Below are 15,126 nucleotides of genomic sequence, written 5' to 3'. Positions count from 1 at the left end.
CTACAGATCCGCGATGGCGGCCAGCGGTGGCGTCCGGGCGGCCCGGATACCGGGCCACAGCGCGGCGAGCACACCGACCACGGCCGAGCTGATCAGCACCAGCACCAGCTGGTTCCACGGAATCGCGATCTCATCGAGGCCCAGGTCACGCAGCGTGCGCAGGAAGCCGACACCGAGACCGAGACCGAGCAGCATCCCGACGATCGCGCCGAACACCGCGATCAGCATGGATTCCAGATAGATGGTCCGGCGGACCTGCGCCCGCTGCATACCGACCGCGCGGAGCATGCCGATCTCCCTGCGCCGCTCAACCACCGACAGCGCCAGGGTATTGACGATGCCGAGAATGGCGATCACCACCGCCAGGGCCAGCAGTCCGTAGAGGATGGCCAGCAGCATATTGATCTGCTTGCCCTGCGCGCCCTTGAACTCCTCCCGGTCCAGCACCTGGACCACCACGAACTGCTCGGTCGCGTTCTCCAGGTCGGTGCGCATCTGGGGCAGATCGGTGCCCGGCTTCGCCTTGACGAACATCAGCAGGTTGGTCCGGAAGTTGACCGGCATCACCTCGTCGTACATGACCGGCGACACCACCATCTGGCCGAGCAGCGGCGTCTTCTTGTAGACACCGACCACCTTGACCGAAATCTTCTTGAACCCGAGGCTGGTCACGGTGACCTGGTCGCCGACCTTCCAGCCGTGTTTATCGGCCTCGTCCTGCGACACCATGACATCGTGATCGCCCAGTGTGCTGGTGCCCTTGATCATGTCGTAGTTCAGAACACTGTCGGGCGCGCCATCGAATTCGGTGCCGCCGATCTGGTCATCGCCGATCTTGAAGGTGGCGCCGCGCAGCCCGACCACCTCGGCAACGCCGGGCACCGACTTGCGCACCGCATCACCGGCACCGAGCGGCACACCGATCATCTGCGGCCCGGACAGCACATAGTCGGCCTTCACACCCTTGTCGACGAGTACACCGACGCTCGCCTTCGCCGACGCGCCCAGCATGCCGATCGCGGTCACCAGCATCAGACCGAGGGTGAGCGCGAAGGCCGTTGCCGCAGTCCGGCGCGGATTGCGCGCGGCATTATTGCGCGACATCCGCCCGATCGGACCGAAGGGCCGCAGCAGCGTACCGAGCACGCCGACCACCGGCCGCGACAGCGCGGGCGCGGCGAGCAGCACCGCGAAGATCAAGCCGAGCGCGCCGATCCCGACCGTCAGAGCGGCGTGGCCGCCGGTCTTCTGCGCGCCGAGCACGACGAGCACCGCACCGGCAATGGCGAGCAGGATGCCGATCCCGGTCCGGACCCGCAGCGACTCCCCGGCCGAGGCGAATTCCTCGCGCATGGCCTCCACCGGCGGAATCTTGGCTGCGCGGCGGGCGGGCGCATAGGCGCTGACCACCGTCACCAGCAGCCCGACCAGCAGTCCGACGACCACGGTGCGCGGCAGCACGGTGAGCGAACCGGTCGGCAATCCGAGATCGAATGCGTTGAGCAGGGCCGAGAGCCCGAAGGCCAGACCGATGCCGCACGCCAAACCGATTGCGCTGCCGATCAATCCGATGACAAAGGCCTCGGCGACCACCGAGGTGCCGACCTGTTGTCGACTGGCGCCCACCGCGCGCAGCAGGGCCAGCTCGCGCAACCGCTGGGCCACGATCATCGAGAAGGTGTTGTAGATGATGAAGGTGCCGACGATCAGCGCGATCGCGCCGAAGGCGAGCAGGAAGTAGTTGATGAAGTTCAGGGCGTTGGAGACTTCCTTCTTCAGATCGGCGCGCACCTGATCGCCGTTCTGCACCTTGTAATCCGGCAGTACATTGGCGATCTTGTCGCGCAGTTCGTCGCCGGGCATACCGGTGGCCGCGATATCGACGAAGGCGACATGCGAGCCGTCGGTGAACAGCTTGCGCGCCTGTGCGTCGTCGAACAGCACGCCGATGAGTCCGCCGGTATCCGAGGAGACTTCGTAGATGCCGGTGAGGGTGACATCGATCGGACCGCCGTGCGAAGGGATCAGCACCTTGGTCTTGTCCCCGACATGCAGACCGGCCCGATCCGCGCCGCCGGTATTGAGCGCGATCTCGCCTTCGTGGGCCGGTGGCACGCCCTGCACGAACTTGTCCGGTTCGGCGACCGCTTTATCCGGCGGGATATAGGACTGACCGAAAGTCGGTGCGCCACCGGTCTGTACGGCCTTCTTGCCGTCCGGATAGAGCAGCACCAGCGGGCCGTTGACGCTCGGTGCGACCGCCCGCACCCCGTCCATCTTCGCGATATCGTCGACCACGCTCAGCGGAATGCCCTGGGCCTGTTGCTTTTGCGGGCTCACCCGCACATCGACGCCCTTGGCCTGATTGGCGAAGATGCCGTCGAAGGTGCGCTGCAGGGTGTCGGTGAAGACGAAGGAGCCCGCGATGAAGGCGGTTCCGAGCACCACCGAGAGCAGGGTCAGCGCCAGTCGCACCTTGTGCGCGGCGAGATTACGCAAGACCACCTTGCGCATCGGTTTGCCACTCATTACGCCTGCTCCAGCGACTTCATCTTGTCGAGCACCGATTCGGCGGTCGGATCGCGCAGTTCGTCGACGATGCGACCGTCGGCGAGGAACACCACCCGGTCGGCATATCCCGCGGCATGCGGCTCGTGCGTGACGATGACGACCGTCTGCCCGAATTCGTCCACCGCCGCGCGCAGGATATTGAGCACCTCCTCCGAGGCGCGGGAGTCGAGGTTGCCGGTCGGCTCATCGCCGAAGATGATCTCCGGCTTCCCGGCCAGCGCTCGCGCACAGGCCACCCGCTGCTGCTGTCCGCCGGAGAGTTCGCTCGGGCGGTGGGTGAGCCGGTCGGTCAGCCCCAGCCGCTTGATCACCGTGTCCAGCCAGTCCTGGTCGGGCTTGCGTCCGGCGATATCCAGCGGCAAGGTGATGTTCTCCTGCGCGGTCAGCGTCGGAACCAGGTTGAACGCCTGGAAGACGAAGCCGATGCGGTCGCGCCGCAGCCGGGTCATCTGCTTATCCGAGAGCCCGGCCAGATCGGTATCGCCGATCCGCACGGTTCCGGTGGTCGAGCTGTCCAGGCCGGCCAGGCAGTGCATCAGGGTCGACTTGCCCGATCCGGAGGGCCCCATGATCGCGGTGAACTCCCCCTTCGCGAATTCGGCCGATACCCCATCCAGTGCCCTGACCTGTGTATCTCCGGATCCATAGACCTTGACCAGGTCGATGGCGCGGGCCGCCACGTCAGTGGCGGCAGCCGATTTCTCGAGGTCGGCACCTAGGGCGTGCGAAGTCATGGGTTCCAGTCTGTCTGCCATTGCGTGCCCGCGCCATCAGGGGCCTCCCCCAACTCTCGAGGTCTCAATGAACCCTTAGAACTACTCCCCCAGGTCGAGGCCGAAGACCATCGGATCCGCCGCCAGGTCGCGGAAGTAGCGCGCCGCGTCCGGCACCAACCGCCGTTCGGTCAGATCGAGCAGACCGCCGACACCGACGATCTCCGCCGACACCGTGCCATCGGTCTTGCGGATTTCCTGAATGGTCTGGTGGGTCTTGCCGTCCCACACGAAATCGCAAGTGACCGTGACTTCGTCGCCGACGAACAGCTCCTGCTTGAAGGTGAGCGTCGCCTTCAGCGCGATCGGGCCGACCCCCGCGGCCTGTAGCCGCTCCTGCGTCAAGCCGCCCGCCTGCAGGCAGGCCCAGCGAGCGCGTTCCGCGTATTGCAGGTAGACGGCCATATTCATATGGCCGTTGCCATCGATGTCCTCGGGCGAGACGGTGATAGGGAGTGCGAACGCCATGGGCGTACGGTAGCGGCGGGGTCCGACAGGAATCCGCCGTTACCGTCGGTGAGCTCACGCTTTGATGAACTCCAAGATGTCGGCGTTGAGCTGCTCGGCATGCGAGATCATGATGCCGTGCCCGGTGGCCGGGTATTCCTTGTAGGTATTGCTCGGAATCAGCTCCTTGATCACCCGCCCGCACAGCTCGATCGGCGCGGAGGCGTCGGCATCGCCGTGAATTACCAACGTGGGCACGGTGATCGCGCGCAACTCGTCGCGGAAGTCGGAGGTGTAGATCGTATTCATGATCTCGTCCGCCGCCAGCAGCGAGCAGTCCATGCACTTCTGGACCATCCACGCGATCCGCGCGGACGACACCTGGTTGCCCAGATGCGTCGCGAAGAACGCCTGGGCGTTCTGCTCCATCCACAGCGGCCGGTCGGCGGCGCGGGCCGCGCCCACCGCATCGAAGATGGCCTGCGGCACACCGTTCGGGTTATCCTCGGCCTGCGCGAAGTACGGCATGGTCACCGAGACCAGCGCGATCCGGGTGATCCGGTCACTGCCGTGCCGGGTCAGGTACCGGATGAGCTCACCGCCCGCCATCGAGTGCGCGACCACCGTTACCTCGCGCAGATCGAGATGTTCCAGGAAGGCGGCCAGATCCTCGGCCAGGGTGTCGTAGTCGTAGCCGTGCCCGACCCAGTCCGACTTGCCGTGTCCGCGCCGGTCGTAGGACAGGCACCGCAGCCCCTGCTTGGACAGCGGCAGCATCTGCAGCTCCCACGAACTGCTGCTCAACCAGCCACCGGCCATGAACAGCACCGGTTGCCCGGAACCCCAGTCCTGGTAGTGCAGGGTGGTGCCGTCGTGCGATTCGAAGTAGGGCATCGGTTTCTCCAATCATCAGGTGCCCAACCATCATTGCGGCTTCCCGGTCATGAAGTCGATTACCTCCCGAGTAAATGCACTACTTCAGGATGAGCAGCGCCGACTTCTCGATGCGGTCGGCGATTTCGGAGTAGGAGGCATAGCCCATGCCAGCGCGGACCAGCGCACCCGCGTAGACGAGTTCCAGGGATTCGACCACGTCCGGATCGGCATCGGGGCCGAGCGCGCGCATCAGGCGTTTGCGTATCTCCATCCCGATCCGCGCCCGCAGATGGGCCACATCCGGATCGCGGCCGAGCAAGGCGCTGGTCACCGCACCGGAGAGTTCCTGTTCGTCGGCGACGAGCATGGCGATATTGCGGAGTTCGGCGACGACCCGGACGGTGGGGTCCGGATCGTCGCTCACCGGAGCCGAATTGGCGAACAAGCGGCGCCAGAAGATCTCCGCGACGAGGTGTTCCTTCGACGAGAAGTAGGTGTATGCCGTGGCGGTGCCGACACCGGCCGCCGCGGCGACCATGCGTATAGTCATCCCCGCGAAGCCTTCGCGCGCAAGCACTTCCACGGCCGCCCTGGTGAGCTTGTCAACGGTGTCGGCCTGCTTCTCGGTGAGGCGACGCCGGGTCGCCTCCAGGATGATGGACTCGCCTTCGGACATGTGTCTAGATCCTACTTTGCGGCCGCGCGACCGGCACGTCGGCCATAGAAGCTGCCGTCGCCGAGGGACGCACCGCTGACATAGCCACCGGCACACAGTCCCGAGGTACAGCGGCCCGCGGCGAACAGGCCGGGAATCGGTTCACCCGAGACGTGCAGTACCCGGGAATCGAGGTCGGTACGCAATCCGCCGAGGGTGAAACCCGCGGTGAATCCCCGCATATCGAAGGCCGCGAGCGGGGTGCCGATCGGCTTGACCCACTCCGGCTTCTTACCCAGCAACGGATCCTTGCCATCGGCGGCGTGCAGGTTGTAGCAGTCGACGGTGCCCTGCAGCGCCCGCTCCGGCAGGCCCATATCGGATTCCAACTCCGCGACCGTCTCCGCCGCCCAGGTCGGCGGCTGCCGGAAGAACGGCGTCGATGTGACGGTCGCCAGCGCGGCCTCGAGCGCCTGCTCGTCGATGACCAGATATGCCTGATTCTCCTGCTGGATCAGCGTCGCCTGTCCGATCCGCCCCGGATAGGTGTCCTCCGGGATGTAGCGCTGGCCGCGGCCGTTGACCAGAATGCCGCGTGCCAACATCTGCGGATCGCCGAAGAACGCCACCTCGGTGGCATCCATATGCGCCAGCTCCGCACCGAGCGCCTGGGCGACCAGGATGCCGATGCCGTCGTGTTCCTCGATGGCGGCGGCGGGGCGTCCGATCAGCCGCGGCGCATAGGTCTCGATCATCTGCTTGTGATAGGCGAAGCTGCCGGTGGCGAGCACGACCCCGCCCTCGGCGCGGATCGCGACCTCCTTGCCGAAGTGCGTCGCGATGAGCCCGACCACGCGATCGGTGTCATCGACGACCAGCCGCCGGATCCTGGTGTCGTATTCGACACGGACGCCGAGGCTTTCGGCCGTCTCGGCGAGCGGCTTCATCAGCATGTAGCCGCCGCTCTTGGCACCGATCTTCTTATCGGCCATCTGCGGAACATGCCCGCGCGGAGCAGGTTTCGCGATGGCGTTGAACGGCGCGGCATTCTCGCCGCCGGAGTACATCAGCCCCTCGTCGTGCGGCGGCTCCCAGCCGGGTTCACCCCAGAACGCCTCCTTGAACGGCACACCGCAGGAGACCAGCCAGTTGTAGTGCTCGACACTGTTCTGGCAGTAGTCCGCGATCTTGGCCGTGTCCTGTCCCGGCCCGAGTGCGGCCTGCAGGAACGTCTCCATATTCTCCGGTGTGTCCTCGAAGCCGAGCGCGCGCTGCAGGGGCGTGCCGCCGCCGAGGTAGATGAATCCGCCCGCCATCGCCGCCGCACCGCCCCAGCCGCCGGTGCGCTCCAGGATCAGCACGTCGGCGCCCGCACGCGCGGCCTCGATGGCGGCACAGACTCCGGCGATACCGTATCCGGCAATGACGACATCGGCCTCGAAATCCCATGCGGAGATCGCGCTGGCCCGCAGCGGCCGAATCTTTGCGGCATCAGACATATTTCGCGTTCCTTACTGCTCTACTCGGAGGGGACTGCATCAGACTGCACCGCGTCCCCGGACGGTGTCCGGTCTTCGGACAACACAGATGATTCGGACTCCCCCGCCGCTTCGGCCTGCTTGCGCGCGGCCTTCTTCTGTTGGGCGACAATCGTTCCCACCAGCAGGTCGAGTTTGGTGCCGCTTGGCCAGCCGACGTAGTAACAGAGGAACAGCGCGATCTCGTGCAGTTGCTCCTCGGTCAGCTCTTTGTTGCGCAGTGCCGCGCCGATCTGGATGCCCGCCGTATCCATCAGCCCCTGGGCGGTGAGCGCGCCGAGCAGGATCAGGCGGCGATCGCGGATGCTGAGTCCGGGACGCGACCAGATCTCGGCGAAGAGATGGTCGGCCGTCATGGCGAAGTGATCGCCGGGATAGTTCTGGAATTCGGTGCCGTAGACCTCGGCCATTTTGGCCAGCCCGCGCTGGCGCACGGTATCGGCAGATCCGTTGTCACCACCCCCCATCGAATCGCTACGCGATGCTTCACTCATTGCTCTCCCTTTCGCGTGGTACGCCGAGCCCGGGCCCGAGGCGGTCGAGCGCCAGTTCGGCCAGCGGCAGCTCGACACCGAGCCGCGCGCCGAGTTCCAGAGCCAGGCCGAGGTCCTTCTCGCCGAGATCGCGCACATGGCTCAGAATCGGCAGCCAGAAATCATTCGGTTCGATCGGTGCGGTGCGATCGCGCAGCATGATGGCGCCGGGGCCGCCGGTCACGGCATCGGAGTGCCGAACGACCTTGCCGAGCACGGTGATATCGATATTCGCCGCCTCGGCCAGCCGCTGCGCCTCGGTGGCGGCCGTGAATGCGATGAAGTGCACGAGGTTGCGCGCCAACTTCATCCGGGTGCCAGCACCGACCGGTCCAGCGTGCACGACCAGATCGGCGAAATATCCGAAGGGCACGCGCACCCGCTCAAAGGCGGTATCGGTGCCGCCGACCATGACCGCGAGTTTGCCGCGCGCGGCCCCCGGCGCACCGCCGCTCACCGGCGCGTCCACCAATTCGACACCGTGCTCGGCACATTCGCCCGCCAGTTCCTCGGCGGTCCGGTCGCTGATGGTGGAGTGCACGGCGATCACCGTGCCCGGCGCGGCCGTGCGCAGCAGGCCGTCGGGTCCGGTCACGACCGCACGAACCTGCTCGTCGTTCAGCACAGTGACCGAGATGACGGCCGCCTTCTCGGCGATCTCCGCGGCCGAAACCGCCGCGGCCGCACCGGCCTCGGTGAACGGCTGCACCGCATCGGGGCGCATATCGCAGACGGTGAGCCCGCCGGGCCAGGCCAGCAGACTTCGGGCCATCGGTGCGCCCATATTGCCCAAACCGATAAACCCGACCGGCAATTCGTCGCTCATGCCTGCGCCTCGCTGACGCTCGGCTCCGCCATGACCGACATGTCGGCTCTGCCTATTGTTCGCTCGCTGCGCTCACTCATGCCTGCACCTCGCTGACGCTCGGCTCCGCCATGACCGACATGTCGGCTGTGCCCGTTGTTCGCTCGCTGCGCTCACTCATGCCTGCACCTCGCTGGCGCTCGGCCCCGTCATAACCGATATCTCGGCTGTGCCCATTGTTCGCTCGCTCATGACCGAAACACTTGTCCGCCGTCGATATTGAAGATCTGCCCGGTGACCCAGCTCGCCTCGTCGGAGAGCAGATACAGGCAGGCGCCGATCAGATCCTCCGGTGTGCCCATCCGCTCGAGCGGCAAGCGTTTCACCATATCCTCGACGATGACGCTCGGCGTCACATTCTTGGTGGCTTCGGTGTCGATGGGGCCGGGCGCGATGGCATTGATGCGGATCTTGGAACCACCCAGTTCGAACGCGAGCTGCTGGGTCAGGCCATTGATGCCGACCTTGGCCAATCCGTAGAAACTGGAGTATGTCCATGCGGCGGTGGATGATTGGTTGACAATCGACCCGCCGCCCGCCTTGACCATGTGTTGCCACACCGCACGGGTCATATTCAGCGCACCGTCCATATTCACGCTCATGAACTTCTTGTAGTAGTCCCATGGCACGGTGAGCAGCAGGTTGAGCTTCATATCGCCGTAGATGGCGGCATTGTTCACCAGATGGTCGATCGCACCGAATTCGCGAACGGTCAAATCGGCCAGCGCGGTCGCCGATTCCGGATCGGCGATATCGACCTCGCCGAAGATGGCGGTATCGCCCGCGGCGGTGATCTGCGCCGCCACCTCCTTGCCGCGCTCGGTATTCAGATCGGCGACAACGACATTCGCGCCCTCATGGGCCAATGCCTTGGCATATGCGGCGCCGATGCCTTGGGCAGCGCCGGTGACGATCGCGGTCCTTCCCGAAAAGCGGGTCATGAAATCAGCTCCTCTGCGGCTGCACTCGGTCTATCCGGCGGTGGCGATGAGTTTGGTTTCCAGGTACTCCTCGAATCCGGCGACGCCCATTTCGCGGCCGATCCCGGATTGCTTGTAGCCGCCGAACGGCGCGTCCGCCGAATACCAGACACCGCCGTTGACGCTGAGCGTGCCGGTGCGAACACCATTGGTGACGTGCCGAATTCGGTCCGGATCGGTGCCCCATACCGCCCCGGAGAGCCCGTACGGGGAATCGTTGGCGATCCGGATCGCGTCGTCGTCACCGTCGTAGGGGATCACCACCAGTACGGGTCCGAAGATTTCCTCGCGGGCGACCGTCGCGGTATTCGGCACATCCGCGATCAATGTCGGTTCGACGAAGTAGCCGCGCTCGCGGCCAGCCGGGCGGCCGCCGCCGACCACGATCCGTCCACCCTCGGCGCGCGCGATGTCGAGATACCGCTCGACCCTGGCCCGCTGCCGTTCGGAGATCAGCGGTCCGCAGACGGTGCCCGCATCGGCCGGATCACCGGGCACAATGCCGGACAGCGTGCCCGCGGCAGCCTGGACTGCCTCGTCATATGCCGAGCGCGGCACCAGCAGCCGGGTGGTCAGCGCACACCCCTGCCCCGCGTGCACGGCCACCGAAAATGCCGCCACCGCACAGGCTCCCGCGATATTCGCGTCGTCGAGCACGATGAACGCCGATTTGCCGCCGAGTTCGAGGAAGGCCTTCTTCAATGTCGTTGCCGCGCCGGTCATTACCGCCTTGCCGGTCTGCGTCGAGCCGGTAAAGCTGACCATATCGACCCGCGGATCCGCGGTGAGCTGCGCGCCGAGGCCGTGATCGGTGGAGGTCACGATATTGACCACACCGGGCGGGATATCGGTCTGCTCGGCAATGACCGCACCGACGGCCGCCGCGCACCACGGGGTATCCGGTGCGGGCTTGAGCACCACGGTATTTCCGGCCGCCAGCGCGGGACCGAGCTTGGCGAAATTGATCTGGTGCGGGAAGTTCCACGGTGTGATGGCACCGACCACACCGATGGGCTCGCGACGCAGCACCCGATGGCTCGCGATACCCATGGGTGTCGCGGTGCCGAGATCGGTTTCCCAGCTGTAGGTTTCGGCCAGCGATGCGGCAAAGGACAGATCCGCGACCGGACCTTCCAGCTGTGGCCCCCTGGTCAGCATGGTCGGTGCGCCCGCCTCGGCGATGGTGATCTCGCGCAGCTCATCGATATTGGCCTGCAGCGCGGTGCGCAACTGCTCTAGGCAGCGGGCACGGAAGGCGTGATCCCGGGACCAGTCGGTGTCGTCGAATGCGGTGCGCGCGGCCCCGATGGCCGCGTCCATATCCGCGCCGTTCGCATTCGCGGCCTGACCGATGACCTCCTCCGTCGCCGGATTCACCGTCGCGAAGACGCCATCGCCGCCGCTGACCAGTTTGCCGCCGATCAGCAGGCGCGAACCGTCGGCGGGCAGCAGAGCGCTCGCACCCGTCGCTCGACCATCACCCCTCGTCGAATCGCTGGCCGATGCTTCCCTCATGATGCTCCGATGCTGTCTGGACAGGTGTACGGAATATAGTCTCGCCAGCCGATCCGGCGCAAGAACTCGTTCCAAAACAGCGCTCCGAGGTCGGCCGCGCAGCGCCGACTTCAGCAACCATCCGTCAATCGAGCCGAGCCCATGGGCCGACGACGAACAAGGCAGATTGTTCTGCGAAACCACTGTCGATCCGACCAACCTGGTGGTACCGTCCAGACACATGTCCAGCTATGTGTCTCCCATCGAGGACGCGGCACCGGTCACCGATGAGAACTGGTTCTCGAATTCCAGGTTGCCGAGATGACGGCCGCCTCACTAGAGCCGCTGACCTTCGACCCCTACGATTACGCGTTCCACGAGGACCCGTACCCCACCTACGCGCGGCTGCGCACCGAGGCGCCGCTCTACTACAACGCCGACCTGGATTTCTGGGCGCTGTCCCGGCACGCGGATGTGACCGCGGGCTTTCGCGACAATCTCCGACTGTCCAGCGCCAACGGTGTCTCGCTGGATCCGGCGGCCTGGGGACCGCACGCACACCGGGTGATGTCGTTTCTCGCCATGGACGATCCGCGGCATCTGCGCATGCGCCGACTCGTCTACAAGGGCTTCACCCCCAAGCGGGTGGCCGAGATGGAAGACCGGATCAGGGAGCTGACGCGGTCCTATCTCGAACCGGCCCTCGCGACCGGATCGTTCGATTGGATCGATGAGGTCGCTGGCAAACTCCCGATGGATGTCATCTCCGAACTGATGGGCGTGCCCGAGGCCGACCGCGCGGAGATCCGCAGGCTGGCCGATCTGGTGGTGCATCGCGAGGATGGCGTCCTCGATGTCCCGATGGCCGCCGCGCGGGCATCGATCACCCTCATCACCTACTACGCCGAGATGGTCGCCGAGCGCAGGCGCTCGCGCACAGCGGATCTCACCTCGGCGCTGCTGGATGCCGAAATCGACGGCGACACCATGACCGATGAGGAGATCATCGGCTTCATGTTCCTGATGGTGGTGGCCGGTAATGAGACCACCACGAAACTCCTCGGCAACGCGCTGTACTGGAGCGCGCGGCATCCGGGTGAATACGCCAAGGTCGTCGCGGAGCCCGAGCTGGTCACCGACTGGGTCGAGGAGACACTGCGCTACGACACGTCCAGCCAGCTCGTCGCGCGGTGCGCCGCGGTGGATATCGACCAGTACGGCCAGACCATTCCGACCGGCGCGAAGGTGCTCCTGCTGATCGGTTCGGCCAACCGGGATCCGGAGGTATTCGCCGACGGCGACAGCTACCGCATCGGACGCGCCGACAAGGGCGGACTGGCCAGTTTCGGTGCGGGCGTGCACTTCTGCCTCGGCGCGCATCTGGCCCGGCTGGAGGCCGGTGTCGCGCTGCACGAATTCGTCTCGCGGGTGCGGTCCTACGAGGTCGAGCATTCGGGCATCGTGCGGGTGCACTCGACCAATGTCCGCGGTTTCGCCAAGCTCCCCATCGTTGTGGAGGCCAGCTGAATGCCACGCTTCGAACCCAATCCCCCGCGCCGACCGGCGATCGTGGCCGGAGCCTCCTCCGGAATCGGCGCCGCCACGGCGGAAGCGCTCGCCGAACTCGGGCACCCGGTAGCACTGGGCGCGCGTCGGGTGGATCAGTGCGAGGCGCTGGCCGCCAAGATCCGCGCCAATGGCGGCGAAGCCTTCGCCCATCAGCTCGATGTCACCGACGCGGCATCCATCGACGCCTTCGTGGGCGCGGCCGAGGATGCTCTCGGCCCCACCGAGATCCTGGTCTCCGGCGCGGGCGATATCGAATTCGCACCGGTGCACGAGATGGAACCGGAGCGGTTCCTGCAGCAGGTGCAGGTGCATCTGGTGGGCGCGCAACGGCTGGTGCACCGCGTGCTGCCGGACATGATCCGCAGGCAGCGCGGCGATTTCGTGCTGATCAGCTCCGACTGCGCCGAGGAGCCGCGCCCGCGGACCGGTGCCTACAGTGCGGCCAAGGCCGGGCTGGAGGCCATGGTCCAGCAGATGCGAATGGAGCTGGAGGGCACCGGAGTTCGCGCCTCGCTGGTGCGGCCGGGTCCGACACTGACCGGTATGGGCATGAATTCCACCCCCGAGGTGGTCGGCCCGATGCTCGATGCCTGGAAGACCTGGGGGTTCGCCCGCCACCCGTACATGCTGCGCCCCACCGACCTGGCCGCCGCGGTAATCGCCGTCGTCTCGGCCCCGCGCGGTGCACATCTGGTGCTGATCGAGGTCCAGCCCGAGGCGCCGCTGCGGCCGCTACCGAATTCGAATGATCAGGACAGGAGCCGACAATGAGGATCGTCGTCGATCTGGATCTGTGCCAGGGCCACGCCGTCTGCCAGGACGAAGCGCCATCGGTCTTCACCGTGCCCAAGCGCGGCAAGGTCGAAATCCTGGACCCGACACCGGGTACCGACGCACGCGCGGATATCGAACGCGCCGTGCGTTACTGCCCCACCCAAGCGCTGTCGATCCGCGAGGACCCTGGGGGATGGCAGCCGACGGAGCCTGCGGAGTCGGCGGGGCGGGTAAACACAGCGGCGAAAGGAACACGGTAATGCCAGATTTCGACCGCGCCGAACTCGATGAGATGGTCCGGCGCTGGATCCTGGAGAACCAGCGCTGCGAGGAAAAGGGCGACTGGAAGCCGCTCGCCGAGATGTATGCCGAGGACGCCACCTACGGCTGGAATTACGGTCCCACGCAGGAATTCATGGCGGTCGGCCGGGCGGAGATCCGGGAACTCGCACTCGGTCAGGAGATGGAGGGGCTGGAGGGCTGGTCGTATCCGTATCAGCAGTTCGTCGTCGATGAGCGCAGCGGCGATGTCATCGGGTTCTGGAAACAGGTCAGCGATAACAAACGCCCAGACGGCCGCAACTACAGTCCCGAGGGCATCGGCGGCAGCTGGTTCCGCTATGGCGGAAACTACCAATGGTCCTGGCAGCGTGACTTTTTCGACTTCGGCAATGTCTCGCAGCTGTTCATGGAGATGATTCAGAACAACGCACTGACACCTGGAATGCACAAGCGCATCCAGCGTTCGGTCTCCGGAAAGCCGCTGGCGGGCTGGTATCGGATCGGCGAAGCACCGGTTCCACTGTGGTGATGTCGAGCTTCGAGCGACTGTCGCGGGCCCAGCTGGCGACGCTGGTGCCCGAACTGCTGCTGTGCGGACATCTGATCGACCGGTCCGGTATGGCGCACTCCATTGCGGCATTCGGCCGCGAGGGCATGACGGCGGTCGCCATCGAGGAGTGGCAGCTTGCCAGTCCGGTCTACACCCGCCGCATGCGCACCGCACTCGGTTTCGAGGGCGATGACGTACCGACGATCTTCAAGGGCCTACAGCTCGATATCGGCGCGCCGCCGCAGTTCATGGACTTCCGCTTCCGCGTCGACGATCGCGATCACGGCGAGTTCTGGCTCGATCACTGCGGCGCGCTCGCGGATGTGGAACCGCTCGGCGAGGACTTCGTGGTGTCGATGTGCCACGACATCGAGGATCCGACCTTCGACGCGACCGCCCTCGCCACCAATCCGCATGCCCAGGTCCGGCCGATCCACCGGCCGCCGCGCCACCCCGCCGACCGAAAACCGGTGTGCGCGTGGACGGTCATCATCGACCCGGCCCATATCCCGCCACCGACCCCACCCAATGCCGAGGTGGTAGCGAACTCCCGAGCCGCGCTGCTGGAGCTGTCCCCCATCGACAAGGACGATCCGGGCGCAAGCGATTACGCGGGTCCGCTGCTCAGCGACCTGCGTTTCGCCGACTTCGCCAAATCCGCGCTGATGCGGATGGCCGACGAGATCTGCCTCCAGCACCATCTGCTCACCATCGGATTCATGACCGCCGTGCGCGCCAGGGCCGCCGATACCGCTACGGATATCGGCCGAAAGCAATTCACCGGCATCGCCGGACTCACCTCCGAGCGGATTCGCACCGCACTCGGACTCGGTGCCGATCCGGCCGCACTCGCCGAGGTCCTGCGACTGCATCCGGCATGGAACCCCCTGTCCTACACCGGTATCGACGTATCGAGCACCAACGAGACCGTGCGACTGCGGGTACCGCGACACAGCGACGCCTGCACCGATCGCACCTGGCCATCGATGCTCGATCCCGATCACCTCGCCCCCCTGGAAGCCATGGCGCGCGGGGTGAACCCGCGCTTCCACGTGCGCTCCACCACCACCGACGAAGACCACTGGACCGCCGAAATAGCGCTCGCCGCAGCCCCGTTCAAGGAAGCGGCCGAGGTGGCCATCACCCGGATCAGCACCGGCGCCGCGTTCACCTTCACCGACCGCGGTATCCCGCTGCCGCTCACCGTCATTCGATGAGA

15 protein-coding genes are annotated in these 15,126 nt (G+C 65.9%); 5 read left to right on the top strand and 10 right to left on the bottom strand.

What is annotated here, in order from left to right; genetic code table 11:
- From ABZ293_RS02755 to ABZ293_RS02710, 10 genes are all read right to left on the bottom strand, one after another.
- On the bottom strand, positions 1-2,529 hold the full coding sequence (locus tag ABZ293_RS02755) for an FtsX-like permease family protein (protein WP_355176962.1): 2,529 nt from the start codon (positions 2,527-2,529) through the stop codon (positions 1-3).
- Positions 2,529-3,305 carry an ABC transporter ATP-binding protein gene (locus ABZ293_RS02750; protein WP_355176961.1) on the bottom strand — a complete coding sequence of 259 codons (777 nt, stop codon included), beginning with the start codon at positions 3,303-3,305 and terminating at the stop codon, positions 2,529-2,531. The genes ABZ293_RS02755 and ABZ293_RS02750 overlap by 1 nt, the downstream gene beginning before the upstream one ends.
- Before the next feature lie 81 nt (positions 3,306-3,386).
- Positions 3,387-3,812: an acyl-CoA thioesterase gene (locus ABZ293_RS02745; RefSeq protein ID WP_355176960.1), complete on the bottom strand. Its 426-nt coding sequence runs from the start codon at positions 3,810-3,812 to the stop codon at positions 3,387-3,389.
- Positions 3,813-3,866: 54 nt separating this feature from the next.
- Positions 3,867-4,685: an alpha/beta hydrolase gene (locus ABZ293_RS02740; protein WP_355176959.1), complete on the bottom strand. Its 819-nt coding sequence runs from the start codon at positions 4,683-4,685 to the stop codon at positions 3,867-3,869.
- A 79-nt stretch (positions 4,686-4,764) separates the two neighbouring features.
- Complete coding sequence (locus ABZ293_RS02735) at positions 4,765-5,343, bottom strand: TetR family transcriptional regulator (RefSeq protein ID WP_355176958.1); 579 nt, start codon at positions 5,341-5,343, stop codon at positions 4,765-4,767.
- Positions 5,344-5,354: 11 nt separating this feature from the next.
- The gene (locus ABZ293_RS02730) at positions 5,355-6,821 is read right to left on the bottom strand and encodes an FAD-dependent oxidoreductase (RefSeq protein WP_355176957.1); all 1,467 of its coding nucleotides are present in this window, start codon (positions 6,819-6,821) and stop codon (positions 5,355-5,357) included.
- Between the two features lie 20 nt (positions 6,822-6,841).
- The gene (locus ABZ293_RS02725; RefSeq protein WP_355177142.1) at positions 6,842-7,327 is read right to left on the bottom strand and encodes a carboxymuconolactone decarboxylase family protein; all 486 of its coding nucleotides are present in this window, start codon (positions 7,325-7,327) and stop codon (positions 6,842-6,844) included.
- Between the two features lie 19 nt (positions 7,328-7,346).
- Positions 7,347-8,219, bottom strand: coding sequence for an NAD(P)-dependent oxidoreductase (locus tag ABZ293_RS02720; RefSeq protein ID WP_355176956.1), 873 nt, complete (start codon positions 8,217-8,219; stop codon positions 7,347-7,349).
- A gap of 227 nt (positions 8,220-8,446) precedes the next feature.
- Positions 8,447-9,199: an SDR family oxidoreductase gene (locus ABZ293_RS02715; protein ID WP_355176955.1), complete on the bottom strand. Its 753-nt coding sequence runs from the start codon at positions 9,197-9,199 to the stop codon at positions 8,447-8,449.
- Positions 9,200-9,229: 30 nt separating this feature from the next.
- Positions 9,230-10,753, bottom strand: coding sequence for an aldehyde dehydrogenase (locus ABZ293_RS02710; RefSeq protein ID WP_355176954.1), 1,524 nt, complete (start codon positions 10,751-10,753; stop codon positions 9,230-9,232).
- A 300-nt stretch (positions 10,754-11,053) separates the two neighbouring features.
- Between ABZ293_RS02710 and ABZ293_RS02705 the strand changes: the two genes are divergently transcribed.
- The 5 genes from ABZ293_RS02705 to ABZ293_RS02685 are packed head-to-tail and all read left to right on the top strand — an operon-like array spanning position 11,054 to position 15,124.
- A complete protein-coding gene (locus ABZ293_RS02705) occupies positions 11,054-12,259 on the top strand; it encodes a cytochrome P450 (protein WP_355176953.1) in 1,206 nt (401 codons plus the stop codon).
- Positions 12,260-13,072, top strand: coding sequence for an SDR family oxidoreductase (locus ABZ293_RS02700; protein ID WP_355176952.1), 813 nt, complete (start codon positions 12,260-12,262; stop codon positions 13,070-13,072).
- On the top strand, positions 13,069-13,335 hold the full coding sequence (locus ABZ293_RS02695; protein ID WP_355176951.1) for a ferredoxin: 267 nt from the start codon (positions 13,069-13,071) through the stop codon (positions 13,333-13,335). Before ABZ293_RS02700 ends, ABZ293_RS02695 begins: the two co-directional genes overlap by 4 nt.
- Positions 13,335-13,886 (top strand): nuclear transport factor 2 family protein, encoded by a 552-nt coding sequence (locus ABZ293_RS02690; protein WP_355176950.1) that lies wholly within the window; start codon positions 13,335-13,337, stop codon positions 13,884-13,886. The genes ABZ293_RS02695 and ABZ293_RS02690 overlap by 1 nt, the downstream gene beginning before the upstream one ends.
- Positions 13,886-15,124: a hypothetical protein gene (locus ABZ293_RS02685; protein WP_355176949.1), complete on the top strand. Its 1,239-nt coding sequence runs from the start codon at positions 13,886-13,888 to the stop codon at positions 15,122-15,124. Before ABZ293_RS02690 ends, ABZ293_RS02685 begins: the two co-directional genes overlap by 1 nt.
- Positions 15,125-15,126: the final 2 nt, after the last annotated feature.

The organism is Nocardia sp. NPDC005998, assembly GCF_040614395.1.
Lineage (GTDB): Bacteria > Actinomycetota > Actinomycetes > Mycobacteriales > Mycobacteriaceae > Nocardia.
This window is presented reverse-complemented; position numbering and strand designations above follow the sequence as displayed.

What these genes read in the sequence shown, in the direction of transcription:
- ABZ293_RS02755 (WP_355176962.1), bottom strand. Translation starts at nt 2,529, where the DNA reads ATGAGTGGCAAACCGATGCGCAAGGTGGTCTTGCGTAATCTCGCCGCG.
- ABZ293_RS02750 (WP_355176961.1), bottom strand. Translation starts at nt 3,305, where the DNA reads ATGACTTCGCACGCCCTAGGTGCCGACCTCGAGAAATCGGCTGCCGCC.
- ABZ293_RS02745 (WP_355176960.1), bottom strand. Translation starts at nt 3,812, where the DNA reads ATGGCGTTCGCACTCCCTATCACCGTCTCGCCCGAGGACATCGATGGC.
- ABZ293_RS02740 (WP_355176959.1), bottom strand. Translation starts at nt 4,685, where the DNA reads ATGCCCTACTTCGAATCGCACGACGGCACCACCCTGCACTACCAGGAC.
- ABZ293_RS02735 (WP_355176958.1), bottom strand. Translation starts at nt 5,343, where the DNA reads ATGTCCGAAGGCGAGTCCATCATCCTGGAGGCGACCCGGCGTCGCCTC.
- ABZ293_RS02730 (WP_355176957.1), bottom strand. Translation starts at nt 6,821, where the DNA reads ATGTCTGATGCCGCAAAGATTCGGCCGCTGCGGGCCAGCGCGATCTCC.
- ABZ293_RS02725 (WP_355177142.1), bottom strand. Translation starts at nt 7,327, where the DNA reads ATGGGGGGTGGTGACAACGGATCTGCCGATACCGTGCGCCAGCGCGGG.
- ABZ293_RS02720 (WP_355176956.1), bottom strand. Translation starts at nt 8,219, where the DNA reads ATGAGCGACGAATTGCCGGTCGGGTTTATCGGTTTGGGCAATATGGGC.
- ABZ293_RS02715 (WP_355176955.1), bottom strand. Translation starts at nt 9,199, where the DNA reads ATGACCCGCTTTTCGGGAAGGACCGCGATCGTCACCGGCGCTGCCCAA.
- ABZ293_RS02710 (WP_355176954.1), bottom strand. Translation starts at nt 10,753, where the DNA reads ATGAGGGAAGCATCGGCCAGCGATTCGACGAGGGGTGATGGTCGAGCG.
- ABZ293_RS02705 (WP_355176953.1), top strand. Translation starts at nt 11,054, where the DNA reads ATGACGGCCGCCTCACTAGAGCCGCTGACCTTCGACCCCTACGATTAC.
- ABZ293_RS02700 (WP_355176952.1), top strand. Translation starts at nt 12,260, where the DNA reads ATGCCACGCTTCGAACCCAATCCCCCGCGCCGACCGGCGATCGTGGCC.
- ABZ293_RS02695 (WP_355176951.1), top strand. Translation starts at nt 13,069, where the DNA reads ATGAGGATCGTCGTCGATCTGGATCTGTGCCAGGGCCACGCCGTCTGC.
- ABZ293_RS02690 (WP_355176950.1), top strand. Translation starts at nt 13,335, where the DNA reads ATGCCAGATTTCGACCGCGCCGAACTCGATGAGATGGTCCGGCGCTGG.
- ABZ293_RS02685 (WP_355176949.1), top strand. Translation starts at nt 13,886, where the DNA reads ATGTCGAGCTTCGAGCGACTGTCGCGGGCCCAGCTGGCGACGCTGGTG.